At 66.9% G+C, this 26,284-nt stretch carries 27 protein-coding genes and 2 tRNA genes; 9 read left to right on the top strand and 20 right to left on the bottom strand.

Features of this window, described 5'->3' with window-relative positions; genetic code table 11:
* Positions 1–64: 64 nt before the first annotated feature.
* The 3 genes from RZN05_RS09720 to RZN05_RS09730 are packed head-to-tail and all read right to left on the bottom strand — an operon-like array spanning position 65 to position 1,061.
* Entirely contained in the window at positions 65–280 is a 216-nt protein-coding gene (locus tag RZN05_RS09720) for a hypothetical protein (RefSeq protein ID WP_317226417.1), read from the bottom strand.
* A gap of 24 nt (positions 281–304) precedes the next feature.
* Positions 305–724 carry an SRPBCC family protein gene (locus RZN05_RS09725; protein WP_317226418.1) on the bottom strand — a complete coding sequence of 140 codons (420 nt, stop codon included), beginning with the start codon at positions 722–724 and terminating at the stop codon, positions 305–307.
* A 10-nt stretch (positions 725–734) separates the two neighbouring features.
* Complete coding sequence (locus RZN05_RS09730) at positions 735–1,061, bottom strand: ArsR/SmtB family transcription factor (protein ID WP_317226419.1); 327 nt, start codon at positions 1,059–1,061, stop codon at positions 735–737.
* Positions 1,062–1,216: 155 nt separating this feature from the next.
* On the opposite strand from RZN05_RS09730, the gene RZN05_RS09735 reads away from it, so the two are divergent.
* The 6 genes from RZN05_RS09735 (at position 1,217) to RZN05_RS09760 (ending at position 6,317) form a co-directional block, all read left to right on the top strand.
* A complete protein-coding gene (locus RZN05_RS09735; RefSeq protein WP_317226420.1) occupies positions 1,217–1,393 on the top strand; it encodes a hypothetical protein in 177 nt (58 codons plus the stop codon).
* Positions 1,394–1,489: 96 nt separating this feature from the next.
* A complete protein-coding gene (locus RZN05_RS09740) occupies positions 1,490–2,410 on the top strand; it encodes an ABC transporter ATP-binding protein (protein ID WP_317226421.1) in 921 nt (306 codons plus the stop codon).
* The gene (locus RZN05_RS09745) at positions 2,403–3,251 is read left to right on the top strand and encodes a hypothetical protein (protein ID WP_317226422.1); all 849 of its coding nucleotides are present in this window, start codon (positions 2,403–2,405) and stop codon (positions 3,249–3,251) included. Before RZN05_RS09740 ends, RZN05_RS09745 begins: the two co-directional genes overlap by 8 nt.
* 85 nt (positions 3,252–3,336) lie before the next feature.
* A complete protein-coding gene (locus RZN05_RS09750; RefSeq protein ID WP_317226423.1) occupies positions 3,337–4,071 on the top strand; it encodes a Crp/Fnr family transcriptional regulator in 735 nt (244 codons plus the stop codon).
* Between the two features lie 93 nt (positions 4,072–4,164).
* Positions 4,165–5,292 carry a radical SAM protein gene (locus RZN05_RS09755; protein ID WP_317226424.1) on the top strand — a complete coding sequence of 376 codons (1,128 nt, stop codon included), beginning with the start codon at positions 4,165–4,167 and terminating at the stop codon, positions 5,290–5,292.
* Positions 5,293–5,294: 2 nt separating this feature from the next.
* Positions 5,295–6,317, top strand: coding sequence for a glycosyltransferase (locus RZN05_RS09760; protein WP_317226425.1), 1,023 nt, complete (start codon positions 5,295–5,297; stop codon positions 6,315–6,317).
* Here the strand turns inward: RZN05_RS09760 and RZN05_RS09765 are convergent.
* The 3 genes from RZN05_RS09765 to RZN05_RS09775 form a co-directional block, all read right to left on the bottom strand.
* Positions 6,314–7,366 (bottom strand): Leu/Phe/Val dehydrogenase, encoded by a 1,053-nt coding sequence (locus tag RZN05_RS09765; RefSeq protein ID WP_317226426.1) that lies wholly within the window; start codon positions 7,364–7,366, stop codon positions 6,314–6,316. The genes RZN05_RS09760 and RZN05_RS09765 overlap by 4 nt on opposite strands.
* 57 nt (positions 7,367–7,423) lie before the next feature.
* A tRNA-His gene (locus RZN05_RS09770) sits at positions 7,424–7,500 on the bottom strand.
* A 17-nt stretch (positions 7,501–7,517) separates the two neighbouring features.
* Positions 7,518–8,249, bottom strand: coding sequence for an ATPase, T2SS/T4P/T4SS family (locus tag RZN05_RS09775; protein ID WP_317226427.1), 732 nt, complete (start codon positions 8,247–8,249; stop codon positions 7,518–7,520).
* A gap of 110 nt (positions 8,250–8,359) precedes the next feature.
* On the opposite strand from RZN05_RS09775, the gene RZN05_RS09780 reads away from it, so the two are divergent.
* Positions 8,360–9,040, top strand: a complete 681-nt coding sequence (locus RZN05_RS09780) for a prolyl hydroxylase family protein (RefSeq protein ID WP_394804822.1) — start codon at positions 8,360–8,362, stop codon at positions 9,038–9,040.
* 60 nt (positions 9,041–9,100) lie between these two features.
* Here the strand turns inward: RZN05_RS09780 and RZN05_RS09785 are convergent, their stop codons facing one another.
* From RZN05_RS09785 to lon, 7 genes are all read right to left on the bottom strand, one after another.
* The gene (locus tag RZN05_RS09785) at positions 9,101–11,770 is read right to left on the bottom strand and encodes a TonB-dependent receptor domain-containing protein (protein WP_317226428.1); all 2,670 of its coding nucleotides are present in this window, start codon (positions 11,768–11,770) and stop codon (positions 9,101–9,103) included.
* An 87-nt stretch (positions 11,771–11,857) separates the two neighbouring features.
* Complete coding sequence (locus tag RZN05_RS09790) at positions 11,858–13,498, bottom strand: hypothetical protein (protein ID WP_317226429.1); 1,641 nt, start codon at positions 13,496–13,498, stop codon at positions 11,858–11,860.
* A 148-nt stretch (positions 13,499–13,646) separates the two neighbouring features.
* Positions 13,647–15,326 (bottom strand): YbaL family putative K(+) efflux transporter, encoded by a 1,680-nt coding sequence (gene ybaL, locus RZN05_RS09795; RefSeq protein ID WP_317226430.1) that lies wholly within the window; start codon positions 15,324–15,326, stop codon positions 13,647–13,649.
* Between the two features lie 286 nt (positions 15,327–15,612).
* A complete protein-coding gene (locus RZN05_RS09800) occupies positions 15,613–16,038 on the bottom strand; it encodes a hypothetical protein (RefSeq protein ID WP_317226431.1) in 426 nt (141 codons plus the stop codon).
* A gap of 88 nt (positions 16,039–16,126) precedes the next feature.
* Positions 16,127–16,201, bottom strand: a tRNA-Val gene (locus tag RZN05_RS09805).
* Between the two features lie 85 nt (positions 16,202–16,286).
* Positions 16,287–16,559 (bottom strand): HU family DNA-binding protein, encoded by a 273-nt coding sequence (locus RZN05_RS09810; RefSeq protein WP_317226432.1) that lies wholly within the window; start codon positions 16,557–16,559, stop codon positions 16,287–16,289.
* A gap of 133 nt (positions 16,560–16,692) precedes the next feature.
* Entirely contained in the window at positions 16,693–19,089 is a 2,397-nt protein-coding gene (gene lon / locus RZN05_RS09815) for an endopeptidase La (protein ID WP_317226433.1), read from the bottom strand.
* A gap of 168 nt (positions 19,090–19,257) precedes the next feature.
* On the opposite strand from lon, the gene RZN05_RS09820 reads away from it, so the two are divergent.
* Together RZN05_RS09820 and RZN05_RS09825 are read left to right on the top strand one after the other, a co-directional pair.
* Positions 19,258–20,982, top strand: a complete 1,725-nt coding sequence (locus tag RZN05_RS09820; RefSeq protein ID WP_317226434.1) for a M1 family metallopeptidase — start codon at positions 19,258–19,260, stop codon at positions 20,980–20,982.
* Between the two features lie 403 nt (positions 20,983–21,385).
* Positions 21,386–21,520 (top strand): entericidin A/B family lipoprotein, encoded by a 135-nt coding sequence (locus RZN05_RS09825; RefSeq protein ID WP_317226436.1) that lies wholly within the window; start codon positions 21,386–21,388, stop codon positions 21,518–21,520.
* A gap of 63 nt (positions 21,521–21,583) precedes the next feature.
* Here the strand turns inward: RZN05_RS09825 and tatC are convergent, their stop codons facing one another.
* The 7 genes from tatC to RZN05_RS09860 all read right to left on the bottom strand — a co-directional run bounded on the left by tatC (position 21,584) and on the right by RZN05_RS09860 (position 26,283).
* Positions 21,584–22,357 (bottom strand): twin-arginine translocase subunit TatC, encoded by a 774-nt coding sequence (gene tatC, locus RZN05_RS09830; RefSeq protein ID WP_317226437.1) that lies wholly within the window; start codon positions 22,355–22,357, stop codon positions 21,584–21,586.
* Positions 22,354–22,812: a Sec-independent protein translocase protein TatB gene (gene tatB / locus RZN05_RS09835; RefSeq protein ID WP_317226438.1), complete on the bottom strand. Its 459-nt coding sequence runs from the start codon at positions 22,810–22,812 to the stop codon at positions 22,354–22,356. The genes tatC and tatB overlap by 4 nt, the downstream gene beginning before the upstream one ends.
* A gap of 61 nt (positions 22,813–22,873) precedes the next feature.
* The gene (locus RZN05_RS09840) at positions 22,874–23,119 is read right to left on the bottom strand and encodes a twin-arginine translocase TatA/TatE family subunit (protein ID WP_317226439.1); all 246 of its coding nucleotides are present in this window, start codon (positions 23,117–23,119) and stop codon (positions 22,874–22,876) included.
* A gap of 83 nt (positions 23,120–23,202) precedes the next feature.
* Entirely contained in the window at positions 23,203–23,790 is a 588-nt protein-coding gene (gene scpB, locus RZN05_RS09845; protein WP_317226440.1) for an SMC-Scp complex subunit ScpB, read from the bottom strand.
* Positions 23,787–24,515, bottom strand: a complete 729-nt coding sequence (locus RZN05_RS09850) for a segregation and condensation protein A (protein ID WP_317226441.1) — start codon at positions 24,513–24,515, stop codon at positions 23,787–23,789. The genes scpB and RZN05_RS09850 overlap by 4 nt, the downstream gene beginning before the upstream one ends.
* Positions 24,516–24,538: 23 nt before the next feature.
* Positions 24,539–25,546: a beta-N-acetylhexosaminidase gene (gene nagZ, locus RZN05_RS09855; RefSeq protein ID WP_317226442.1), complete on the bottom strand. Its 1,008-nt coding sequence runs from the start codon at positions 25,544–25,546 to the stop codon at positions 24,539–24,541.
* Between the two features lie 20 nt (positions 25,547–25,566).
* Positions 25,567–26,283: an SPOR domain-containing protein gene (locus tag RZN05_RS09860; protein ID WP_317226443.1), complete on the bottom strand. Its 717-nt coding sequence runs from the start codon at positions 26,281–26,283 to the stop codon at positions 25,567–25,569.
* Position 26,284 lies beyond the last annotated feature (1 nt).

Raw genomic sequence — 26,284 nt, forward strand, 5'->3', positions numbered from 1 at the left:
AGCATCGCGATATGGGCCGGCCTCGGCGATTTGCGGATTAACCCCGCGGACAGCAGCTTCACCGTCACGCCCCCGCCTTCCGCGCCCCCACGACATAGGGCAGCGCGAACAGATACAGCCCGCTCACCGACAGCAGGATCAGCGGCACCAGTGCCAGCAGCCCCAGCCATGCCGGCGGCTGCCCACCGCCGCGCATCGCGACGATATAGGCCAGCACGCCCAGCGTGAACGCGATCGCCAACCAGCGATGCCCTTGCCGCACCCACAGACCAAACCGCATGACACTCCTCCTCCCAAAGCTCGTTCAGTCGTTGTTCCCCGCCACCTGATCGAGCTGGTCGAGGAACTTCTTCCACCCGGCATGCGCGCCGCCATACGCCGCCTTCTGGCTCGCCCCGAACCCCGCCTGCTCCATCCGCAGATGCGTGCCCGCCGCGGTCGGCGTCAGCGTGAAGGTCACGACGCTTTCCAGCGCATAGGCCGGGTCGTCGTGCGCGAAGTTCCAGGTATAGGACAGCGTCCGCAACGGCTCGACTTCGAGCACTTCGCAGTCGAGCACCCCGCCCCAGTCGCCGCGCAGCTTGAACTGGTGCCCCACGGCGGGCACGAAATCGTTCGCCATCAGCCATTCGGCGATCAGATGCGGCTGGGTCAGCGCGCGCCACAGCCGCTCGGGCGGATGCGCGAACTCACGCTCGATCACCACGCTGCGCCTGTCGCTCACTGGTTGTCGCTCACTGGTCCATCCTCCTCAGCAGATCCTCGAGATCGTCGAATTTTCGCTCCCAGAAGCCGGCCATCTGCCCGGTCCAGTCGATCAGCGGCGCCAGCGCCCCCGGCTGCGCGGTGTAATGCGTCTGCCGCCCCGCCTGCCGATCGACCACGAGCCCCGCCTCGCGCAGCACGCCGAGATGCTTCGACACCGCCGGCTGCGACACGCCGGCACGCGCAGTCAGCGCCCCCACGGTCTGCTCGCCTTCACGGCACAGCCGCTCGAACAGCGCGCGCCGCGTCGGATCGGCAAGCGTCTTGAACAGCATATCGGCACCCAACGGCATCATAAGACTCATAACTCACTGGTTATGCGTTTTCATAACCGTGCGGTTATGCGTCCGTCAATCCCATTAAGAACGTTAACCGCCCAGACGCCGCTGGACAGCGCGCCGCGACGCATCCAGCGTGGCGCACGGGCGTTATACGCGTGAAGGAGCATCGCATGACCCAAGGCCAGGATCCGCGCAGCGCCGCCGCGATCACCGCGATGCAGCTCGACCTCGCCGAGCTGATGGCGACGATCGACCAGGTCCGCGCCCAGCTCCAGCGCGTCAAGGCCGAGCTGACCTGCGCGCAGCTCGACGCGGCGGAGGCGGCCGCGCGCCCTTCGCTCCAATAGCCGCACCTCGCATCGCCGGGTTGACGGCCGCGCCCGAAGTGTATTAGCAATATATAACAGTCGCCCGACCGCGCGACTAAGATCGGGGGCCTGATCATGCGTGACAATCCGGTGCTGGAGATTGCAGCACTCAGCAAGACCTACGGCAGGCGCGCCGGCGGCGTGCGCGCCGTGCAGGACGTGTCGCTCACCGTCGGCGCCGGCGAGGTATACGGTTTTCTCGGCGCGAACGGCGCGGGCAAGAGCACCACGATCCGGATGCTGCTCGGGCTGATCTCGCCCAGCGCGGGCTCGATCAGGCTGTTCGGGCAGGACGTGACTCACGGCCAGCCGCCCCGGAAGGTCGGCTCGCTCGTCGACGGCGGCGCCTTCTATCCCTTCCTCACCGGCCGCCGGAACCTCGACGTGCTCGCACGCACCCAGAGCCTCGGCGCCGGGCGGATCGACGCGCTGCTCGACCAGGTCGGGCTCACAGGTTCCGCCAATCGCAAAGTGAAGGGCTATTCGACCGGCATGCGCCAGCGCCTTGGCGTCGCCGCGGCATTGCTCAACGATCCAGACCTGGTGATCCTCGACGAGCCTGCCAACGGCCTCGACGCCGCGGGCATCCAGGAGATGCGCACGCTGATCCGCTCGCTCGCGACCGAGCACGGCAAGACCGTGTTCCTGTCGAGCCACCTGCTCAACGAAGTCCAGCAAGTCTGCGACCGCATCGGGATCATCGATCGCGGCACGCTGATCCGCGAGGACAGCGTCGCCGGGCTGCTCCAGGCCGAAGAGAGCCTGCGCATCGTCGCCACCCCGCTCGACAAGGCCCAGGCCGCGCTCGCCCCGGACTGGCCCTGCACGATCGCCGGCAACGCGCTGCAGGTCCGCGCGCCCAGTGCCGCCGCGCCCGAGATCCTCCGCCGCCTCGTCGCCGCGCAGGTCGACGTGTTTACCCTCGCCCCTCATCAGCGCTCGCTCGAAGAAGCCTTTCTCGCGATCACCAGCCAGGCGGAGACCGGACATGCGTAACATCGTCTCCGCCGAATGGACCAAGCTGCTCCCGCATCGCGGCACCTGGCTGCTGGTCTGGCTCTATCCGATCGCCGTCGGGCTGATCATGGCGATTACGATCGGCGTGAAGCTCGCCAGCCGCGATCCCGCCACGGCAATCACCGCAAAGACATGGATCGAGCAGACCACGCCGATCTGGTACGTGCCGATGATCAGCCTTGGCCGCTATCTGGTCGCCGCCTATTTCGCCTTGGTCTTCGCCGGCGAATATGGCTGGAACACTTGGAAGCTCGTCGTGCCGCACGCGGCGCGCTGGAAGCTGATCGGCGCCAAATATCTGGTGGCGACCGGCCTGCTCTATCTCGCCTGGATTGGCGCTGCGGCGATCGCGGCCCTGCTCCAGTTCACCAAGTTCGGCATTGCGGGCGAATCCATCCCCCAGGGCGTCACGCTTGCCGCGATCCTCGCCGCGCACGGCAAGCTGGTGCTGCTCGGCATCGCGCCGCTGCTGATTACCGCCGCTTATGCCAGCGTGATGGCGGTGCTCACTCGCTCGACGCTCGCCGCGTTCCTGATCTCGCTGGTTTTCGTCACGCTCGACGAGCTGCTCGGCAAGATCGTCGGCGGGCTCAGCAATTTCGGGGTGGAATGGCTGGCAGTGCCCTATCGCGTCCTGCCGAGCTATCACCTCGACAATTGGACGAGCTGGTTGCGCGATGGCACCGGCTACCAGCTCAAGCTCGCAAGCGGCACGATCGTTTCCTATTCGCAGACGACCTCGCTCGTCGCCCTGACTCTGTGGATCGTCGGCCTGGGCGCGCTTTGCCTGTTCGCCTTCAGGCGCCAGGACATCAATTGATCCCAAGTCCTTAGCGCTCGGAACCTGATTCAGGTTAAGGTCGCGCCAGGGTCGGACCGCTAGCGTATCGGTGGAGAGGATACGCTTGACCGACCGTCTGCCATTGAATCGATTCCAGGAATTCGGCGCGCTCAGCCAGACCGAGCTGCGCGCGATCGTCGCACTCGGGAACCCCGCGCTCGCGTTCGAGAAGCGCGCCACGATCCGGCCGGAGGGGATCGTCCCCACCAGCTTCTTCCTGCTGCTCGAAGGCTGGGCCAAGGCGTCGATCATCCTGCCCGATGGGAGCCGCCAGATCGTCAAGGTGCACCTGCCCGGCGATGCGCTCGGCACGCCCAGCATGTGCGTCACCCGGACGGTGGAGATCCTTACCGCGATCACCCCGGTTTTCGTGTCCGAGGTTCCATTCGAACGGTTCGGAAAGCTGTTCGAGGACCATCCGCGTATCGCCGCCCAATTCATGCTGACCAGCCAGCTCGAGCGCGTGGCACTGATGGACCAGCTCGCATCGGTGGGCCGGACCTCGGCGGAGGCACGCGTGGCGTCGCTGCTGATCGACCTGCTGGAACGGCTCGAGGCGATCGGGCTCGCCAGCAACGGCATGTATCGACTTCCGTTGACCCAGGAGCAGCTCGGCGACATCACCGGGCTCACCAGCGTGCATATCAACCGAACCCTGCGCGACCTGCGCGCCCGCGGACTGATTGCCCAGCAGGGCCAGCACATGACGATCCTCGATCGGCAGAAGCTCGGCGAACTGGCGGCGCGCCCGGTGCGGACGCTGAACTACGATGCTCCCTGGGTGCCCGCGGGGCGCTAGGCCATTCCCTGGGGCGCTTTTCGCGCGCATCTGCACGCCTCCGCATCTTTCCTTAACCGGCCTCTGCCTATCCTGTTGCTCGGAGGGCATTTCATGACGATCGAAAGCGTTGCACGCTCGCTGGCCCGCGCGGTTCCTGCGACGGCACCTGCGCTCAAGGCCGGCTATCGCGCGAGCGAGCGGATGATGAGCACGATGGCGGGGCACTGGCCCTCGCTGATCCGCGCGCGGACCGAGAAGATCACCATTGCGATCACTGCGCATTGCAATTTGCGCTGCCGCGGCTGCAAATACGGGCGCGACTTCATGCCCGGTGCGCAGCTCCCGCTAGAGATCGTTCGCGGGCTGCTCGAGGACGCCGCCGCGGCGAAGGTGCCCGCGGTGCGCCTCTATGGCGGCGAGCCGCTGCTCCACCCCGACGTCGTCGAGATGGTAGAGATCGCCACTACCAATAGCGTCGGCGCGTACATGACCACCAACGCGCTGATCCTCGACCGCAAGATCGACGCGCTGCACGGCGCCGGCCTGTCCAAGGTGACGATCGGCTATTACGGCCAGGACGGCGCGTTCGACGATTATGTCCAACGCCCCGGCCGCTACGAGCGACTGGTCGAGAGCCTGACCAATACCCGCGCCCGCTTCGGCCCCGACAAGCTGCCGCTCCAGTTTAATTTCCTCCTGAGCCGCCGCTCGGCAAGCGTCGCGGCAGTAGACGAGATGATCGCCTTTGCCGATCGCTTCCAGGGCCAGGTGCAGGTCGATGTGCTGCACTACTCGCTGCCCTATTTCCAGGAAGGTCCCGAGCGCGAGCTCCAGTTCCGCCCGGAGGACAAGCCAGCGATCGACCGCGTCGTGGACCATCTGCTCGAAACCAAGATCAAGCGTCCCGACCTGCTCACCGCGAGCCCGGTCGCGCTCGCCTCGATCGGCGACTGGGCGCTCAAGCAAGAGGACATGCGCATCCCCTGCGACGCCCGGAAGCTGCTGTGGATCGGCGCCGACGGATCGGTTATGCTTTGCTACGTCACCTTCCCGCTCGGGAACCTCCACGAGAAGAGGCTGAGCGAGATTCTCTACACCGAGACGCACCACCAGGCGGCGCGCGACGCATTCCTGCTCAATTGCCCGAACTGCCACTGCGAGTCGGCCGCGCGCGTCGAGAAGCACGCGCCGTCGTTCCGCAAATATGCGCGAGAGGCCGCCGAGCGCCTGACGCGCTGAGCATGCTGCGCGTCGCGCATCTGGTGCCGAACCTGCTCGCCGGCGGTCGCGAGCGCATGGTCGCGGACCTTTGCGCGCGAGCGGCCGATTTCGGGATCGATGCCCAGGTGATCGCCTATGATCCGCATGCCGAAGGGCAGCGGATCGCAGTGGACGTGCCGGTGCATCCGCTCGACCGGAACCTGCCCGATCTCCCCGGACGGCTGAACGCGCTCGTCGCGGCGGAGCGGATCGACGTGCTGCATGCGCAGGGGCATGTCCCGGCCGCCCTTGCGGCAGGCATCCCGGTGCCGATGGTCGCGACCCTGCATGTCGCGCTCGGGAGCGGGTGGCGCTGGCTGCCGGCGATCCGCCGCGGACTGCGCGTGGCGCGACAATTGACCGCAGTGTCCGACGACCTCGCGCGACGCTTCCGGTTCGTTGCCGGCCGGCGCATCGAGACGGTTCTCCCCGGCCTCGATCTCGCGCGCTTCGACGTGGCACGGGGGCGGGACACGGCCTTCACGCTTGGCATCGCCGCACGGCTCCATCCGGTGAAGCGCCACCACGATGCGATCGCCGCGCTGCGGCTACTGGCGGCGCGGGGCATGCCCTGTCGGCTGCGGATCGCCGGGGAAGGCGCGCTCGACACCGAATTGCGTGCAGCGGCGTACGGCCTCGACGTCCGCTTCGACGGCCCTGTCGCCGATATGCCGCGCTGGCTCGCGGGGCTCGACGCGTTCCTGCTGCCCTCCGATCATGAAGGCACGCCATTGGCGCTGCTCGAAGCGGCGGCAAGCGGCCTGCCCTGCATCGCCACTGCCGTGGGCGGCACGCCCGCGGCATTGGGCGAGGCGGCGCTCTGGGTGCCGAGACGGCGTCCGAAGAAGATCGCCGAAGCTATCGCGACGCTCGTCGCCGATCCCGCGCGCAGCCAGGCTATGGGAGCCGCCGCGCGCCGCCGTGTCCAGGCATTCGGCCTCGATCGCTCCTGTACGCGCTATCGGGCGATCTACGATCGGTCCGCCGCGGCGGCAACTGCCTAGCCGCGCCCGATCAGCCGCTGGGCGATGCGATCGGCGACTTCGCTCTCGGGATCGCCGGTGCGGGCGCTCTCGTCCCACACTTCGATCAGCCGATCGGGGATCTTGTCGACCCGGCTCTGGACCTCGGCCATGTTGCCCTGGCCGAGATATTCGAGCCCGACATTGATGATCCCGCCCGCGTTGATGACGTAGTCGGGGGCATAAAGGATGCCGCGGTCGTGCAGCCGCGCGCCGTCGGCCCGCGTCGCCAGCTGGTTGTTCGCCCCGCCGGCGATCACCTTGGCCTTGATCGCCGGGATCGACTGTTCGGTCAGGATCGCGCCCAGCGCGTTCGGGCTGAACAAGTCGGTGTCGAGCGTCAGGATCGCCCCGGCATCCACTGCCTCGGCGCCCAGCTCGGCCGCGAGCGCCTTGGCGCGCTCGGCGTTGACGTCGGCGAGCACCAGCTTCGCCCCGTCCTTCGCGAGCAACCGCGCGACCCCCCCGCCGACCGAGCCGACACCCTGAATTGCAACCCGAACACCGCGCATGTCGTCCGCGCCGAGCCCACGCTTCGCTGCCGCCTTGACGCCGAGATAAACGCCGCGCGCAGTGATCGGCCCGGGATCGCCGCCCGCGCCGCCTTCGGCCACCGGCAGCCCCGAGACGTGGCGCGTCTGGGTCGCGACGACCTTCATCCGCTCTTCGGACATGCCGACATCCTCGGCGGTGACATACTTGCCGCCAAGCGATTCGACCGCGCGGCCGAAGGCCTCGAGCTGCGCCGTGGTCACCGTCGCGCCCGGTTCGCTGGCCAGGATCACGCCCTTGCCGCCGCCGAGCGGCAAATTGGCCATCGCGTTCTTGTAGCTCATCCCCCGCGACAGGCGCAGCGCATCGGTGATCGCGGCACGGTGGTCGGCATAGTGCCAGAAGCGCACGCCGCCCGCGGCCGGGCCCAGCTTGGAGGAGTGGATCGCGATGATCGCGCTCAGCCCCGATTCGCGGTCGCTGAAGAGGTGGACGCCCTCATGGTCGTCGAAATCGGGGAAGCCCCAGTCGGTGATCACGCGTCGGTTTCCTGCGGCGATGCCGCCCGTCGTCCGGCGCGAGCGGTCGTTGGGAAATGGGGCGACCGACGGGACTTGAACCCGCAACTTCCGGCATCACAAGCCGACGCTCTAACCAATTGAACTACGGTCGCCACGAACGAAGGGCCGCTTAGCGGGGGCTTTCGCGAAGCGCAAGATCATTGCGTGAGGCCGCGACCGCATCTTCGGGCGCGATCCCGCCGTCGCGCGCCAAAGCCCGCGCCGCCGAGGCAAAATTGGGCGCGGTCAGAAAGGCGTGGCGCGCGAGCATCGGCGCGTCGGCACCGTCATAGATCAGCCGCCGCATCGCCGGATCGACTTCGATTCCCTCGAAGATTCGCACCTCGGGTCCCTGCCCGCGCCCGCCGCAGGATTCGCATCCCGGCGCCGACCATAGAATCGCCCCCGGATCGAGCCCGAGCAACGCCGCAGTCGATCCGAATGCCTGCACCGGCCGCCGGCAGTTGGCGCACAGCCCGGGTGCGATTCGTTGCGCTATCACCAGCCGCAGCGCCGCGGCGAGCGCGAAGCGGTCGGTCGCGAGGTTGCGCAGCGCCAGGATCGTCGAGACCACGTCGCCGCTATCGAAGCAGGCGAGCACCAGCCCGCGATCGGCGGCCTCGACCGCCAGATTGGCGGCGACCCGATCGGTGATCCCGCCGGCATAGGGAATTGCGAGGCGGCGGTGCAGGATCGTCGCCGTCTCCGCCGCACCGCGCCCGGCAATCGCGATCAGCCCCGTCGGGCGTTCGGCGGCACTCGCGATCGCCGCGGCGAGCCGCGCCGGCAGGCCCAGCAGGTCCAAGGCATCGGCGCCCGCCGGCGGCGGGGATGCGGCTTCGATCCGGGTATCGACGGCCATCCCTTTCGCCTGCCCGCGCAATGTGACGACTTGCCTGCACTTTTGTTACGATTGCCGTTTTACCACGCCGGACTGGCGGAATCGGGCGCGCTTTGGCAAAATCGCCCGCGATGCAGACCGCCACCGCTCCCGCGCCCGCGCCGCCCAATTTCGGGTCCGGTAATCCTTCCGAACCCGTGATCGCGCACATGCTCCACCAGCCCGGCATCCAGCGCGTGCCGAACCCCAAGGTGGCGATGTTCATCGGCAAGAAGTTCCTCGAGCCCGCACTCTGCCAGTCGCTCATCCAGCAGATCGACGCCAAGCGCCGCCCCTCGACCCTCGCCGACTCCAACGGCGACTACGCCTTCCGGACCAGCGAGACCTGCGATCTCGATCCCGACGATCCCCTGACGATCGAGCTCAAGCGCCGGATCATCGCGCTCACGGGCATCGATCCCGCGCATGCCGAGCCGATGCAGGGCCAGCGCTACGAAGTCGGTCAGGAGTTCAAGGCGCACACCGATTATTTCGAGCCCAGCGGCGCCGACTACGAAAAATATTGCAGCGTCTCGGGCCAGCGCACCTGGACGGTGATGCTCTATCTCAACGAGGTCGAGGCCGGCGGCGTGACGCGCTTCAAGGCGATCGACAAGATGGTCGAGCCCGAGGTCGGCAAGGTGCTCGCCTGGAACAATCTACGCGCCAACGGCACGCCCAACCCCTCGACGCTGCACCACGCGATGAAGGTCCGCGCGGGCACCAAATATGTCATCACCCAGTGGTTCCGCGAACGCCCCTGGGGCTGGTGACATAGAAAGGGCCCCGGCAGGTTGTACCCCGCCGAGGCCCGATCCCCCTTTTAGACGGGATCAGAACCGGGTGCTGAGCCCGATCGAGAAAGTGCGGCCGAGATCGAAGGTGTTGGTATCGGCGATGCCGATGTCGCCACCGAAATCCTGATATTCGATGAAGCGCGTGCCGGTGAGGTTCCGCCCTTCGAGCTTGATCTCCCACTGGCCGCCGAGCACGTCGAAGCCCTGGCGCAGCACGAAATCGAGGCGGACGCCCGGCTTCTCGACGATCGGCGGCAGCCCGCCGCCCGAGAGCAGTCCCCGCGCGACGTTGCGCTCGCTCGCATAGTTGAACAGGAAGGTGAGCTGCGAGAGCTTGGTCGTGTCCTCGATGCCGAGCTGCAGGTTTACCAGATGGTCCGACTGGCCGACCAGCGGCTGGCCCGAAGTGAACACCTGGTTGGCCGGACGCGTCACCGACGCGGGGTTGATCGGATCGCGGATCAGCTGATTGCCCGCGAACACTTCCGAATGGCTGTAGGTGTAGTTGGCGATGAGCACGAGGCGGCGCGTCGTGAACAGCTCGTTGTTGATGAAATCGAGCGGGACGTACTTCTGGAGCTCGACTTCGCCGCCGTAGAGATGCGCCTCGGGAGCGTTGGCGAAGTTGAGCTGGGTGGCGTTGCTGCCGGCAACCTGGAAGCTCACCGTCTCGATCGGATCCTTGATCTTCTTGAAGAAGCCCGCCGCGGTTATCCGCTGGTCCTTGGCGAAGAACCACTCATAGCGCGCCTCGAGGTTGGTGAGCTTGCTGTCCTTGAGGAACGGGTTGCCGAAGAACACGCGATCCGAGTCGAAATCGAGATAGAGCTGCGGCGCGAGTTCGCGGAACTGCGGACGCGCGATCGTCTTCGAGGCGTTGAGGCGCCACTGCATGTCGGGGGCGAAGTTCCAGGTCAGTGTCGCCGCGGGCAGCCAGTAATCGTTGCTGAGCACGGTGGCGGGCTGGTTGTCCGTCGGGATGACCGACTGGTCGGCGGTTTCGTAGCGCACGCCGGCGGTGGCGCGCAGGCCGTCGGCGATTTCGCCTTCGAGCTGGGCATAGCCGGCGTGGATCGTCAGTTCGGCGTCATAGGCGCGCGCGCCCTGGCTGGTCGTCGAGGGACGCAGCACGATGCCGTTGGTCTGCAGCGTATAGTCCGAGAGCAGGAAGTCGGGGCGCATCTGCGAGAACGGGTTCGGAAGCGCAGTGCCACCCGGCATGACGTAATCGAAGGTATAGCGGTACGACGATCGGTCGGTGTCCTGATAAGCGTACCCGGCCTGGATGGTGAACGGCCGCCCCAGGTTGAGATCGTAGGCGAGGTCGATGCCGCCGGCCCAGAGGTTCTCGTTGAGATCGCTGAACGCGATGGTGGCCGAGGAGCCACCGTTGAGCGTGTTGCGATAGTCGTGGATCGAAGCGTCATAGAGGTAGCGGAAGGCGCGCTCATAGGGCGACTTGCGCTTGGTGTTGGCATAGGCGCCACGCACATCGACATCGAGGTCGCCGAAATCGAATTCGCCGACCAACTGGCTGGTGAACAGCTGGCGTTCGAACCAGTTGGTGTTCTGCTCCATGATCGGGGCCTTGCCCTCGATCGGCGATTCGAAGTTCTCGCCGGTGCCCGCGCCGAGGCGGCCCTGCTTGAGCGTGTCGTGGATATAGAGGTTGGTCAGCCGGATGCGGTGCTCGCCGAACTCGGCGCCCAGGCCGAGCAGGCCGTTGACCAGCGCGCGGTGATCGGTGGTGACGCGGCGGAAGGTGGTCGCAGGGATGTTGCGGATGCCAGCGACCGCGTCGCGGGTGCGCCAGGTGTTGCTGATCCCACCGCCTGCGATGACGCCAAGGCGGGTGCCGCCGATATCGACCGACGTGCCCATGCTGGCCTCGCCCGAGAAATTGGGCGGGATGTGATAATTCTCGAACAGCACCGAGGTCTCGGCGTTGGTCAGGTTGATCGCCTGGCTGGTCGGGATCGTGGTGCGGTCGATACCGGCCTGCTTCACGAAGCCGGGCACCTTGCGCTCACCCGAATCGTAGCCCAGCCAGTCGTGCTTGCCGCCGTCATAGGTGTAGCCGAGCTCGCTGGTCGTCTCCGTATCGAAGCCGACCGAACCGCCGATCGCGAAGAACGACTTTTCGGGAACTGCCTTGGTCGTGAGGTTGATCACGCCGCCGCCGAACTCGCCGGGATAGTTGGCCGAGAAGGTCTTTTGGACCAGCGACGAAGCGATCACGCTCGTCGGGAAGATGTCGAGCGGCACGACGCGGCGCAGCGGCTCCGGGCTCGGCAGCGGCAGGCCGTTGAGCAGCGACAGCGAATAGCGGTCGCCGAGGCCGCGGACGTAGACGAAACCGTTGCCGACGACGCTGAGGCCGGTGACGCGCTGGAGCGCGCCGGCGATGTCGCCCTCGCCCGTCCGCGCGATATCTTCGGCGGAGAGCACCGAGACCACCTGCGGGGTGCTGCGCACGACGTTGGGAATGTTGCGGCCAATGACGACGATGTCCTCATTCTCGCCGCCGGCGCCGGGTGCGGAGATCTCGACGTCCTGCTCGGCCGGCTCGCCTGTGGTCTCGTCCGTCTGCGGCGCGGACTGTGCTGGCGGCGGCGGCGACGCGCCCGCCGTCTGCGCAAGCGCGGCCGGTGCAGCGAGGCTGGTCGTAAGGGCCAGGAGGCTGGCGAAGGCGAGCTGAGTTTTCATCGGGACATCCGCTGTTGGGGTATGGGCATCGGAAAAGGCCCGGGGACGGCGGCCATGCCGCCGCCCCCGCTGCCCGTATTCCCGGTCTTAGAGGCCAGTGCAGGCGCCGCTGGTGGTGCCGAAGTTCGCCCGGTTCGAGTTGCAGGTCCAACCCTGGAACCAGGTGTCGGTCGTGCCGCTGACCGCACCGATATAGTTGGTGGCGACCAGGAACGCCGAACCCGACGGGTTGAGCTGGGTGTTGTTGAACACGTTGGCCGCCGTGAACGCCTGCGGGCCGGTGCCCGGGTAGATGCCGTTGACCAGCGCCGCGGCGGCGGTGCCGTTGACGATGTTGTTGGCGCTGCCCCCCGAGGTGAAGAACGCTTCCTGCTCGGCAGTGGTGATCGTCTGGCCGTTGACCGCGTTCTGCGTCGCCAGCGCAGTGCCGCAGGCGAAGTAGACCGAGTTGAAGCGCGGCGGACCCTGGTCCTGCAGCGCCGCATCGGCGGCGCGGACGGTGCCGCGTGCAGCCGTGCCGGCTTCGGTGAGGAGGCAGTTGCCCGGCGTGACGAGGATCGAGTTGACCAGCGTCAGGTCGGCCGAACCGCGCAGGCGGATCGCGGCGAACGGGTTGGTGAGGCTGGTGTTGGTCTGGATCAGCGTCGCGTTGGCGATACGGCCCCAGGTGCGCGGCAGCGCGTCTTCGGGGTTGGCGCCCGCCGTGCTCTGGCTCGAGTCGATCTCGAGCGAATAGGTGTCGGTGGTAGCCAAGCCCGGCTTCTGCGCAGTAATCAGGAACTGGACGAGACCACGCCAACCCACATCGAAATCGAAGCCGTCGTCATCGGCGCCGGTGATCGCCAGGTGACGCAGGTTGACGGTGCCGCCGAACACCTCGATGCCGTCGTCCGAGCTGTTGTGGACCTGGACGTGATCGATCGTGGTGCCCGAACCGGTGCCCGCGAGAGTCAGGCCCTGCAGCTCGTTGTTCGGGCTGATGACGGTGCCCGAGTAGCGGATCTGGACATACTGGAACACGCCCGAGCTGTCGCCGGGCGCATTGCCGCCATACAGCGCGTTGCCGGTACCCTCGACGACGCTTTCGCAGGTCGTGCTGGTGCCGTTCGCGTCGTTCGAGCCGGCGATGCAGTTCGCCACCGGCGAGCGGCCGGCGAGGATCACGCCGCCCCACAGGCCCTGGCTGTCCTCGGTGGTGGTGCCGCGCAGGTTCTGCTCGGCGGTGAAGATGATCGGCGCGGTGGCGGTGCCCTGCGCGTTGATCGTCGAGCCGCGATTGACGATCAGGAAATCGTTGTCGGCGTTGGTGGTGTTGGCGAACAGCACCGCGCCGGCGCCGATGCTCAGCGTGCCTGCAGTGCCGATCAGGCCCTGCGAACCGCGATCGGTGCCGACGTCGACGCGGCCGTTGATCTCATAAGCGACGCCCGGCGCAGCGGCCTTGCTCGGCAGCGACAGGTTGGTGACCAGCGTCGGGATGCGGCAGATGCGATACGCGCCGATCACGCCCGCGTCGGTGAGCGCCTGGCCGGTGCCGGTGGGGCATGCCGCGGCGGCGGTGCCGGGGGTCGGCGTCGGCGTTGCGGGAGCCGGTGTCGGCGCCGGAGTGGACGGCGGGAAAGCGCCTTCGCCGGGCGAGGCGACGCTGCTCGCGCCATCGCAGGCTGCGAGGCTGAGCGCGGCGCAGCTGGTCATGAGGGCGAGGCTGAGGCGATTGTAGCTGGCCATAAGGTCTCCGTTCCGGCGGAATGCCGGGTTGCGCGGTTCGAAACTTGTGCGGGATCGACTCGGCTTAACCCCCGTCGCCGCAGCGCCGCGCTAGGCGGGCTGCATGACGGGAGTGTTGGAGAACGGAGAATCTTTCGAGACGCTTTCGTTACGTCGGTGTGACAGTCGCTCCGGGGGCGTCGCTCACATTGCTCGCCGGCGCCATCGTCGCCGAGAGTTGCATCATCCGATTGGCCAGTTCGCGCTCGCCCATCACGACGTGATCGACGCCGGCGCGGGTGAGATATTCGACCTCGTCCTGCGAATGCGCGCGGGCGATGACCGGGAGCGTAGCGTTGAGCAGCCGCGCGTGCTGGAGGATCGCCCCGCCCTCGAACCCTGCGGGGATCGCGATGAGCAGCTTGCTCGCGCTGCCGATTCCGGCGGACACCAACGTCCGCGCCTCGAGCGCATTGCCTTCGATCACCGTAACGCCTTCCTCGCGCGCGCGGCGGACGACGTCGCCCTGGTCCTCGATGACGATGAACGCCTTGCCGAGCTTCTGGAATTCGGCACCGATCATGCTGCCGACACGGCCATAGCCGACGAGGATGATGTGCCCCGGCGGCATTTGCGCGGGCGTGATCGGCCCGCGCTCGGGTTCGGCCTCGTCATGGCGTCCGGCGGTGAGCGAGAACAGGAAGGGATTGAGGAAGATCGAGATCATCGCGCCTGCCAGGATCACGTCGCGTGCCGCCGCGGGAAGGATCTCGAGTTCGGTGCCGAGACTTGCCAGGATGAACGAGAATTCGCCGATCTGCGCGAGGCTGGCGGCGACGGTGAGCCCAGTCTGGCGCGGATAGCCCCAGGCATGGACGATCAGATAGGCGGCGAGCGACTTGCCGAACACGATGATCGCCACTGTGCCGAGCAGCGCCAGCGGCTGCTGCACCACTACCGACGGATTGAACAGCATACCGACCGACACGAAGAACAGCACCGCGAATGCGTCGCGCAGCGGCAGCGTCTCCTCGGTCGCGCGCCGGCTGAGCGACGTCTCGCCCAGGATCATGCCGGCGAAGAACGCCCCGAGCGCGAAAGACACGTCGAATGCGAGCGCCGCGCCGAACGCGACGCCGAGCGCGATCGCCAGCACCGCGAGGCGGAACAGCTCGCGCGACCCGGTCGCCACCACCCATTGCAGCGCCCAGGGGATCACCCGGCGGCCGACGATCAGCATCAGCGCGATGAACCCGGCGACCTTGAGGAAGGTCGCGAGCAACGGCTGGAGGATCGATGCGCTGCCCGATTCTGCGGCGCCCGACATGATCCCCGCGAGCACCGGCAGCAGCACCAGCGCGAGCACCATCACCAGATCCTCGACGATCAGCCAGCCGACGGCGATCCGCCCGCGCTCGGTCTGGACGATGTCGCGCCCCTGGAGCGCGCGCAGCAGCACCACCGTACTCGCGACCGACAGCGCCAGCCCGAACACGAACCCGGCGAGCAGCCCCCAACCGGTCAGCCAGGCGAGCCCCATGCCCATCAGCGTGGCCACCGTGATCTGGACGATCGCGCCGGGCACCGCGATGTTGCGCACCGCAAGCAGGTCGCGCAGCGAAAAGTGCAGGCCCACGCCGAACATCAGCAGGATCACGCCGATCTCGGCCAGTTCGTTGGCGAGCCCGGCATTGGCGACGAAGCCGGGCGTGAACGGCCCCACCAACACCCCCGCCAGCAGATAGCCCGCGATCGGCGACACCCTCAGGCGATGGGCAATGGCGCCCATCACGAAAGCGACGACAAGGCCTGCAACGATAGTGGCGATCAGCGGGGTGTGGTGCAGCATCGAATCTCCAGAATGCGGTATGGCGCCGGGGCCGGCAGGAGGGAGAGCCCACCAGCCCCGTCGCCGGGCGGATCAGGCCGAAGCCATCCCCACGGCTGCGGCGAGAAGACCGGCAGCGCCGGCGATCCCGCCCCAGACGGCAAGCGGGAACCACCAGGGTGGCCGCTTGCCCGTTTTTTTCTTCTTCATGACGATCTCCTTGCGGAAGCGCGTAATCGCGGCTTCCCGGTCAGAGAAATAACGATGCGCCGGGCGGAGCGTTGCTGCCCGTGCCGCATCCGGCGGCTCAGGCGGCCGGCGGGCCCCGTGCCCAGGGCAGCGCATCGAGCGCCGCCGCAGCGAGCGAGCCACTATCGGTCGCGCCGTGGAAGTACCCAACGCGCGCAGGCGGCGCGACAACCAGCCCCGCCGCGAACATCGAGGCCGAGTAGGGAACGGCAGCAATCGGAGCGTCGCCGCCATCGGGCTCGATCAACCGCTTGACCAGCAGCCGCGTCTGCGGCGCCTTGACCTGGAGCGCGACGGCCGTCGTCGCGGGATTGAACGCGGAACCCTGCGCCGCAGTCAGCGGCAGACCGGCGGGCACTACCGCGCAGACCAGCACGGTGAACACCGCCAGCCACGCGACCACAGCCAGCCGCAACGGCCGGACGAACCGTCCGGCCAGGCCGTCGAAAACGCTGAAGCGCACGGGATCGGATGCAGTCGCCATGCCGGGCAAAGCCTAGCAGGCGGGGCAGCAAGGGTAAACTGCGGCCAGCAAAAAGCCCACCGGTCGCGGGACCGGCGGGCTCAATACATGGTGGGCGCGGCAAGGATTGAACTTGCGACCCCACCCGTGTGAAGGGTGTGCTCTACCACTGAGCTACGCGCCCATTCGCCTTGCGGCGGAAATGGGAAGCGGGCCTTTAAGCGGCAGCGAACGCGCTGTCCAGCCCCCAGGCCCCGCTTTCGGTCAGATCAGTTGACCGAATCCTTGAGGCCCTTGCCGGCCTTGAACTTGGGCTGGTTCGACGCCTTGATCGTCATCTCCTCGCCCGTGCGCGGGTTGCGGCCGGTCGAAGCCTTGCGCTTGCTCACCGAGAAGGTGCCGAAGCCGACCAGGCGCACTTCGTCGCCCTTCTTGAGCGACGCCGAGATCGCTTCGAACACGGCTTCGACGGCCTTGGTGGCGTCACCCTTGCCGAGGCCCGAGGTGTCGGCGACCGTCGCGATCAGCTCTTGCTTGTTCATGCTGATGGATTCCCCCTTTTAGTACGTCGAAAAATTGAGTCGCGGCGCACAGGCCGGGTCTGCCAGACAGCACGCAGCCCCCGCCGCTGTCAAACCCCTAGCGGCGGGTTGCGTATCAAAAAGTTACGCGCGATCAGTGATGGACGGCGTCGCCGATCCCCGGGACGTGCACCGGCGGCTGGGCGGCCAACTCATCGGCATCGGTCCAGTCGATCGCGGTGAGCGGCTCGGTGAGCGCCCGATGCAGCACCTCGTCGACATGCTTGACCGGAATGATCTCGAGCCCCTCGCGGATGTTCGCGGGGATCTCGGCGAGATCCTTCTCGTTCTCCTGCGGGATAAGCACGGTCTTGATGCCGCCGCGCAGCGCCGCGAGCAGCTTCTCCTTGAGCCCGCCGATCGGCAGCACCCTGCCCCGCAGCGTGACCTCACCGGTCATCGCGATGTCGCGGCGCACCGGCACTCCGGTCATCGTCGAGACGATCGCCGTGACGAGGCCGATGCCCGCCGAGGGTCCATCCTTGGGGACGGCGCCTTCGGGCAAGTGGACATGGACGTCCTTGCGCGCGAACAGGCTCGGCTTGATCCCGTAGCTCGGGCTGCGCGCCTTGACGAAGCTGAACGCGGCCTCGACCGATTCCTTCATCACGTCGCCGAGCTTTCCGGTCGTCTTGATCGCGCCCTTGCCCTGCACCGTGACGCTTTCGATCGTCAGCAACTCGCCGCCGACCTCGGTCCAGGCGAGCCCGGTAACCGCACCGATCTGGTTCTCCTCCTCGCCCAGCCCGTGGCGGTACTTCTGGACCCCGGCATATTCGTGGAGGTTCTCGGGCGTGATGGTGACCGAAGTCTCCTTGCCCTCGAGGATCTTCCGCAGCGCCTTCCGGGCCAGCTTGGCGATCTCGCGCTCGAGCGTGCGGACGCCCGCCTCGCGCGTATACTTCTGGATCAGCGCACGCAGCCCTTCCTGGGTCAGCGTGAACTCGCCTTCCTTCAGGCCATGCGCCTCGATCTGCTTGTCGACCAGGTGCCGCTCGGCGATCTCGACCTTCTCGTCCTCGGTATAGCCTTCGAGCCGGATGATCTCCATGCGATCGAGCAGCGGCTGGGGCAGGTTGAGCGAGTTCGCGGTGCATACGAACATCACGTCCGAAAGATCGATGTCGATCTCCAGATAATGGTCGTTGAACTTGTTGTTCTGCTCGGGGTCGAGCACCTCGAGCAGCGCCGAGGCCGGATCGCCGCGGAAGTCCTGGCCAAGCTTGTCGATCTCGTCGAGCAGGAACAGCGGATTGCTCGTTCCGGTCTTGCGGAGATTGGTGACGATCTTGCCCGGCAGCGAGCCGATATAGGTGCGGCGATGGCCGCGGATCTCGGCTTCGTCACGAACGCCGCCCAGCGACTGGCGGATGAACTCGCGCCCGGTCGCCTTCGCGATGCTCTTGCCGAGCGAGGTCTTGCCGACGCCGGGAGGCCCGACGAGGCACAGGATCGGCCCCTTCAACTTGTTGGTGCGCGCCTGGACCGCGAGATACTCGACGATCCGGTCCTTGACCTTCTCGAGCGCATAATGGTCCTCGTCGAGCACGCCCTGCGCCTCGGCGATGTCCTTCTTGAGCTTCGACTTCTTGCCCCAGGGGAGTCCCAGCAGCACGTCGAGATAATTGCGCACCACGGTGGCTTCAGCCGACATCGGCGCCATCGTCTTGAGCTTCTTGAGCTCCGACGTCGCCTTGGTGCGTGCTTCCTTGCTCAGCTTGAGCGTCGCGATCTTCTGGGTGAGCTCGGCAACCTCGTCGCCGTCGCCCTCGTCGCCCTCATTGCCCAACTCGCGCTGGATCGCCTTCAACTGCTCGTTGAGGTAATATTCGCGCTGGGTCTTCTCCATCTGGCGCTTGACGCGGCTGCGGATCTTCTTCTCGACCTGCAGCACGCCCAGTTCGCCCTCCATGAAGGCGAACACCATCTCGAGGCGCTTCTGAGGATCCTTCTCGACGAGCAGCGACTGCTTGTCCGCAACCTTGACGGCGATATTGGCGGCCACTGCGTCGGCGAGGCGCGACGCATCGTCGAGCTCCGCGAGCTGGACCGCGGTCTCGGCGGGCAGCTTGCGGTTGAGCTTGGCGTAATTCTCGAACTGGTCGACCACCGAGCGCATCAGCGCCTGGACCTCGGCGCCCTCGACTTCGGCTTCCTCGACCGGCCTGACCGTCGCGGTAAGGAACGCCCCCGATTCGTCGACCGTGTCGAGCGCGCCGCGCTCCTTGCCGGCGACGAGCACGCGCACGGTGCCGTCGGGCAGCTTCAGGAGCTGCAGCACTTCGGCCGAGACGCCGGTGTCGTACAGGTCTTCGCGGCCGGGATCGTCCTCGGCGGGATCGAGCTGGGCGACGAGGAAGATCTCCTTGTCGTCCGCCATCGCGGCTTCGAGCGCCGCGACCGACTTGTCACGACCCACGAACAGCGGAACGATCATGTGCGGGAAGACGACGATGTCGCGAAGCGGCAGGACGGGATAGGACTGCTTCATGGATACTCCTGGGCCCGAGCGGCCCTCACTTTCCACTATATATGGTGCCTGCGCCAGCCGCATCAATCTCCGCAGAATGATTGGCTGTGGACCGATGCAACGCATGGCATGGCGCGTCGGCCGCTTTGGCGATACGCGTACTGGCAAATCCCTGTCCGCCAGCGCCTTATGGAGGTTCCCATCACCACGCGCTTTCTGATCGCCGCTTCCGCACTCGCGCTGAGCACCGCCCCCGCCCTTGCCCAGGTCAAGCCGGGCGAGCCGCCGATCACGCCGCTCACCGAAGCCTCGGGCGGGCCGATCGACGCCGAGCGCGCGGCCCTCAAGCTCGAGCATGTCGACCTCGCGATCGAAGTGTTCCCTGACACCCAGCGCCTCGCCGGCACTGCGACGCTCACCCTGGTCACCGCATCGCCGCAGAAGCGGCTGCAGATCGATCTCGACAAGAACCTGCCGGTCAGCGCGGTCAGCGTCGACGGCGCCGCGCTGCCGCGCGCCAGCTGGACCAACCCCGAGGGGCGGCTGGTGATCACGCTTGCCAGGCCGCTCGCCGCGGGCGCCCGCGCGGTGGTCAAGATCGTCTATGGCGGCACGCCGCACGTCGCGGTGCGCGCGCCCTGGGACGACGGCATGGTCTGGGCCAAGACCCCCGGCGGGGCGCCGTGGATCGCCACCACCGCGCAGGGCTATGGCTGCGACCTGTTCTGGCCGTGCCTCGATTTTCCCGCGGGCGAGCCGGCCACCGTCGATCTCCACATCACCGTGCCCGTCGGCCTCTCGGCGCCGTCGAACGGGGTGCTCCAGAAGGTCGACAAGCTCCCCGACGGCCGCAGTACCTGGCACTGGAAGGCGCGCAGTCCGAACCCCTATCTGATCGCGCTCAACATCGCGCCGTATCGCGAGATCACCGCGACCTACACCAGCCGCTTCGGCAACAAATTCCCGATGACCTATTGGCACCTCGTGGGCCGCGAGGCGAAGGCCAAGGGGCTGTTCGCCGAATTCGCCCCGACCGTCGATTTCTTCGAGGCCAATGTCGGCCCGTATCCGTGGAGCGACGAGAAACTGGGCGTCGCCGAGACCCCGCATCTCGGCATGGAGCACCAAACGATCAACGCCTATGGCAACAACTACAAGAAGACCCCCGACGGCTTCGACTGGCTGTTCCAGCACGAGCTCGCGCACGAATGGTTCGGCAACCAGATGTCGGCCTCGAACTGGGACGATTTCTGGCTCCACGAGGGCTATGGCCAGTACATGCAGCCGCTCTACGGTCGCTGGCGCGAGGGCGAGGCGCGCTATGCGGCGATGATGGAGGTGTTCCGCAACCAGATCACCAACCAGGCGCCGATCGTCTCGGGCCAGGTCCGCACCTCCGACGAGGTGTATGAGGCCGACAAGGGCGGCCCCGGCGGCGACATCTACGTCAAGGGCGCCTGGGTGCTCCACACGTTGCGCAATCTGATTGGCGACGCGGCGTTCAAGGAAGTCACCACGCGCCTCGTCTATGGCCGCCCCGACCCGAAGCCGGGCAATTTCCAGCCGCGCTTCGCCACCACCAACGAATATGTCGGGATCGTCAACAAGGTGACGGGCAAGGACCTGACCTGGTTCTTCGATGTCTATCTGCGCGAAGCGGCGCTCCCCGAGCTGCTCGAGACCCGTACCGGCGACCGGTTGACGCTGCGCTGGAAGACGCCGGGCGACCGCCCCTTCCCGCTTCCGCTCGAAGTCCAGGTCGACGGCGAGGTGCGGACCGTAGCGATGCCAGGAGGCACCGCGACCATCCCCGTTCCCGCCGACGCGCACGTCGTGGCCGACCCGTGGTCGCGCATCCTCAAGCGCTCTCTCGCGGTCGAGGCCGTTCAGGCGCAGCAACAGCGCGGCGGCTAGTTGAGAACCGTCCAAGCTTTCGAGGACCTACACCATCCGAGCGCAAACCCGGCTATTCCGGTCTCAAGCGTATTGAGGTCGGATGCCACCCCGCGCGAAGCCGGGGAGGGAGCGCCAAACCCGTCCGAAATTATTTCAAAAAAAAACGTACCAGCCCGGGAACCCCGGACCGCAATGACCGTTCTGCTATTCGGATAGTGACCTTTTGCCCCCCCGCTCTCGCTATCCAAGACATGGGCCCGGAAGCGTCAACCCTCCCCCCCCCCGGTGACGCTTCCGGGCCTAACACTTTCTCCCGACATCGAAAATCTCCGATCCCGCCCCCAGGCAGTTTCATGCCTGTCGCGGAACGATTTCGCCTGTCCGGGCATTTCTCCCCCGCCCCACAAGCTGGAGAGTTTCAATGCGCAAGATTTTCACCTGTGCCGCGCTTGCCGCTGCCGTCCTCGTCTCGGCCTGCAACACCGTCGAGGGCGTCGGCCGCGACGTATCGTCGGCAGGCGACACCGTCGCCAAGACCGCGGACGACGCCAAGTAAGATCGTCCCCTACAAGTTACAGGAGAGGCCCCTTCCCGCTCGCGCGGGGAGGGGTTTTTCCGTTCAAGTCGCCGGTTCTTCGCTCTCGGCCGCGCGCTCGCGCCGCTTGTGCGTGATCCGGATCGCCACCAGCGCCAGGAAATAGAGCGCACAAAGCGGCACCGCGAGCAGCAGCTGCGATCCGACATCGGGCGGCGTCAGCACCGCCGACAGCGCGAATGCGCCGACCACCGCATAGCGCCACGCGCCCTTCAATTGCTCGTACGTGACGATCCCGGCATGCTCGAGCAGCATCAGCAGCACCGGAAGCAGGAACGAGATCCCGAAGCCGAAGATGAACTGCATCACGAACTTGAGATAGTCGTTGACGTCGGGCAGCGCCTGTTGCTGCACCCCGGTATCGCCGAGCTGCCCCTGAAAGCTCAGCAGGAATTTGAGCGCCACGGGGATCGCCACGAAATAGGCCATGCACGCGCCCGCGATGAACAGCACGGGGGTGGCGAGCAGGAAAGGCAGCAGCGCCTTCTTTTCCTTGCGGTACAGCCCCGGCGCGACGAATTGCCAAAGCTGGTTGGCGATCACCGGGAAGGCGAGCATCAGCGCGGCGAAGAACGCGATCTTGATCTCGACCAGGAAGCCGCCGAACACCTGGGTGTTGATGATCGTCGTCTGTCCCGCCGCCTTGAGCGGATGGACCAGCCACGCGAAGATCGTCCGCGCGAAATACAGGCACCCGCCGAAACAAAGCACCAGCGCCGCCAGCGACCAGAGGAGACGCCGCCGCAGCTCGATGAGATGGTCGAGCAAGGGGGCCTGGCTGTCGTCGATCTCGTTCACGATTGTGGCTCGTCCGAGGATGCGGGCTTGGGTTTTCGCACCCGCTTGGGCTTGGCGGGTGCCGGCGCTTCGGCATCGCCGGGAAACAGCACCGGCTGCTCGACCATCACTGGGGCGGCATCGGCCGGGTCGTGGAACGCCGCCTCCGCCATGCTTGCATCAGAAGCGGTCGCGTCGTGCCCGCCAAGATCGGCCTCGGGTGCCGGGAGCGCGGGCGTCGGCGGATGCTCGCGCATGATCCGCTCGTTCTCCGCAGCCCATTGCTTCTCCATCTCGGCCAGCTCGGATTCGCGCACCATCGCGTCGAATCCCGAGCGGAACTGCCGCGCGACGCCGCGCGCCTTGCCGACCCATTTGCCGACGAAGCGCATTGCCTTGGGAAGATCCTTGGGTCCGATCACCAGCAGCGCCACCACGGCCACAAGCAGCAACTCGGTCGGCGCTACGTCTAACATTCGGCACTGCCTCGGGCGCGCCTCGGAACGGGGCGCGGATCAACGGGTGGAAAAGGGTCGCTCAGCGCTCTTCGCGCGTACGCTCGGCTTCGGTCTGGAAGCTGGCGTCGGGCGTCGGCGCGGGCTTGCCTTCGATGCGCGTTGCCTTCGCGGGGGTTTCGGCCTCGTCATCCTCGGCCATGCCCTTCTTGAACTGCTTGATGCCCTTCGCGACGTCGCCCATCATGTTGGAAAAACGGCTGCCGCCGAACAACAAAATGACCAGGACACCGACGATCAGCCAGTGCATCAGGCTCATGCTACCCATGGGAACTCTCCTCGTATCGGGGTCTATCTAGGCGCGTGGCGCGCCCGGGGCAACGGCCTGCCCCATGAATCGGAGCGCGAGCCCTATTCGGCTTCCGTGACAGTTTCGCTTGCCCCGGTCTCCATCTCGGTCTCGAACGCAAGATCGACCGGATCTAGCAGTCCAGCCGCCTTCAAATCGTCGATTCCGGGCAGGTCGCGCCGGCTGGCGAGCCCGAACTGGCTGAGGAACCCCGCAGTGGTCGCATAGGTCAGCGGCCTACCCGGCACTTCGCGGCGTCCCGCCGGGCGTACCCAGCCCGCCTCCATCAGCACGTCGATCGTCCCCTTGGAGATCTGCACCCCGCGGATCGCCTCGATCTCGGCGCGGGTGACCGGCTCGTGATAGGCAATGATCGCCAGCGTCTCGATCCCCGCGCGGCTGAGCTTCCGGCTCTCCTCGCGGTCGCGGCGCAGCAGGTGCGCCAGATCGGCGGCGGTCTGGAAGTGCCAGCGCTCGCCGCGGCGGACCAATTCGATCCCCCGCCCGGCATACTGCGCTTCGAGCCGCGCCAGCGCACCGCGCACATCGGCCTCGGGCCCGATATGCGCCTTGATTTCGTCCACGGTCATCGGGCTTTCGGACGCGAACAGCACTGCCTCCACGGCGCGGCCGAGGTCGTCCGGGTTCATGCCGTGGCCTTGAGATAGAGCGGCGCGAACGCCGATTGCTGCCGCAATTCCAACCGTCCCTGCCGCGCCAGTTCGAGTGCGGCGACGAACGACGATGCCAGCGCCGATTTCCGATAGGTGCCGCTCGCGCCATCGGGCAGGAAGGTCTCGATCGTGCTCCACTCGATCCGCGCGCCGATCAGCGCCGAGACCCGGTCGATCGCTTCCTCCAGCGTCATCACATCGCGCTGCGCGACGACGTGCATCACCGGTCGCGTCCGTGCGCTGATCCGCCCATAAGCGGCGATAAGGTCGTATATTTCGGCCTCGTATCGCCCTTTCCGGACCACTTTGAGCCCATCCGGCGCCCCGCGCACAAACACGTCGCGTCCCAGCCGGTCGCGCGCCACCAGCCGCGCCCCGGCCTCGCGCATCGCATTGAGTCGCTCCAGGCGGAGCTGGAGCCGCAGCGCCAGTTCCTCGGGGCTCGGCGTCTCCTCCGGGTTGCGCGGTAGCAGCAGCGCCGACTTGAGGTATGCGAGCCACGCCGCCATCACCAGATAGTCCGCCGCCAGCTCCAGCCGCAGCGCCCGTGCGTGGTTCACATAGCCGAGATACTGCTCGACCAGTTCGAGGATCGAGATCGCCCGCAGATCGACCTTCTGGTTCCGCGCAAGCGCCAGCAGCAGGTCGAGCGGTCCTTCCCAGCCCTCGATGTCGATCTGGAGTGTCGCATCCTCGCTCATCGCCGACGAGTTAAGCAGAGCCCTCAGACCAGCGCCAGCAATTCGTCCCGCTTCGCAATTAACGCATCAAAGTCAGCATCTTGCGTACCTCCCGCGATCGTCGCCATTGCCCGCTCCAGCCGGGCCACGCACTCCGGCGTCGCCTCGCCGATCCGCCCGGCGATCTCCACCATCTCGTCCATCCGCGCCCAGCAATCGAGCACCACGTCGCACCCTGCCGCCAGCGCCTGCGCCGCCTTCTCGCCCGCGGTACCCGACAGCGCCTTCATGTCGATATCGTCGGTCATGAGCAGTCCATCGAAACCGATCCGACCCCGAATCACATCCCGAATCACCCCCGCCGAGAGCGTCGCCGGGTTCGCGGCATCCCAAGCCTCGAACACGACGTGGCAGGTCATCCCCATCGGCGCGTCGCTGAGCCGGGTGAAAGGCTCGAGATCGACTTCGAGCGCGGTGTCCTCCACCTTGACGTGCGGCAGGTCATAGTGACTGTCGACCAGCGCGCGGCCGTGCCCCGGCATGTGCTTCACCACGCCCACGACACCGCCGCGGCGCATGCCTTCGAGCATTGCCTTGCCCAGCGCCGCGACACGCATCGGATCGCCGCCGAAAGCCCGGTCGCCGATCGCCGCGGTCACGTCGGGCTGGCGCACGTCGAGCAACGGTGCGCAATTCACATTCACTCCCACTTGGGCGAGCATCATCGCCAGCGCCTGCGCATTGGCGCGCGCCGCCTCGATCGCCGAGATCGGCGCGAGCTCGTACAGCGCGTCGAATGCCGCCCCCGCCGGGAACGCCGGCCATTCGGGCGGCACCATCCGCGAGACGCGCCCGCCCTCCTGGTCGATCAGGATCGGCACGTCGCTACGGCCCGAGAGGTCACGCAGACTGTCCGTCAGCGCCTTCATCTGGGCGCGGTCGCCGCAATTGCGCTTGAACAGGATGTAGCCGAGCGGATCGGCCTGCTTGAAGAAAGCGCGCTCGTCGCTGGTCAGTTCGTGACCGGAGATGCCGAAGATGACGGGTTTCATGGGCCCGCTCTAGACGATCCTCAATTCGCGATGAAGCAGTTCTCGCCTGCGACCTTGAGCTTGCCGCACAACTCGCGCGCCTGGGGGTTGCTGCCCGCGTTGACGCGCAGCCGCCAGACCGTGCGGCCATCGGCATCGCCGCGCTCGACCGACTTGCCAAGCGGCGCCAAGTACGAAAAGCGCTTCGCCAGCCGCGCCCAGGCGGTGTTCGCGCCCCCCTCGTTGGGGAAGGCACCGAGCTGGATCAGCGAGCCCGAACCCGGCCGCGCCGCCGCGGGCTTCGCCGCAGGTGCCTTCGAATCGACGATCGTCGGCCCGGGGATCGAAAGCTTGACGTTCTTGCTGCCCGGCGTAGCAGCGCCGGGCTCAGCGGCGCGGGTGCCCTGCACCGGTGCCTCGGCGACCGCGCCGACATTGATGCTCGCATTGCTCGCCGCGCCCTGGCTGGTGGCGAACACGGTGTCGCCCTCGCCTTCGACCTTCATCCCGCCCGGCTCGTCGGGCTTGCTCTTATAGTCGCCCGGCGGCGCCTTGATCAGCTCGCCATTGCCGTTCACCGGATTCTGCGTCCGCTGATACCAGAACCAGCCAAGTGCCGCGGTGCCGATCACCGCGAGCGCCAGCACTGCAAGCAGCATGAAGCGCGCGACCGAATGGTCCTGCGGATAATCCTCCTCGGCCGTCTCCAGCCAGGGAAGGCGATCCTCGTCATAGCCCTGGCCCGAACGCAGATTCATC

Origin of the sequence: Sphingomonas sp. HF-S4 (genome assembly GCF_032911445.1) — a bacterium.
Taxonomy (GTDB): Bacteria; Pseudomonadota; Alphaproteobacteria; order Sphingomonadales; family Sphingomonadaceae; genus Sphingomonas; species Sphingomonas agrestis.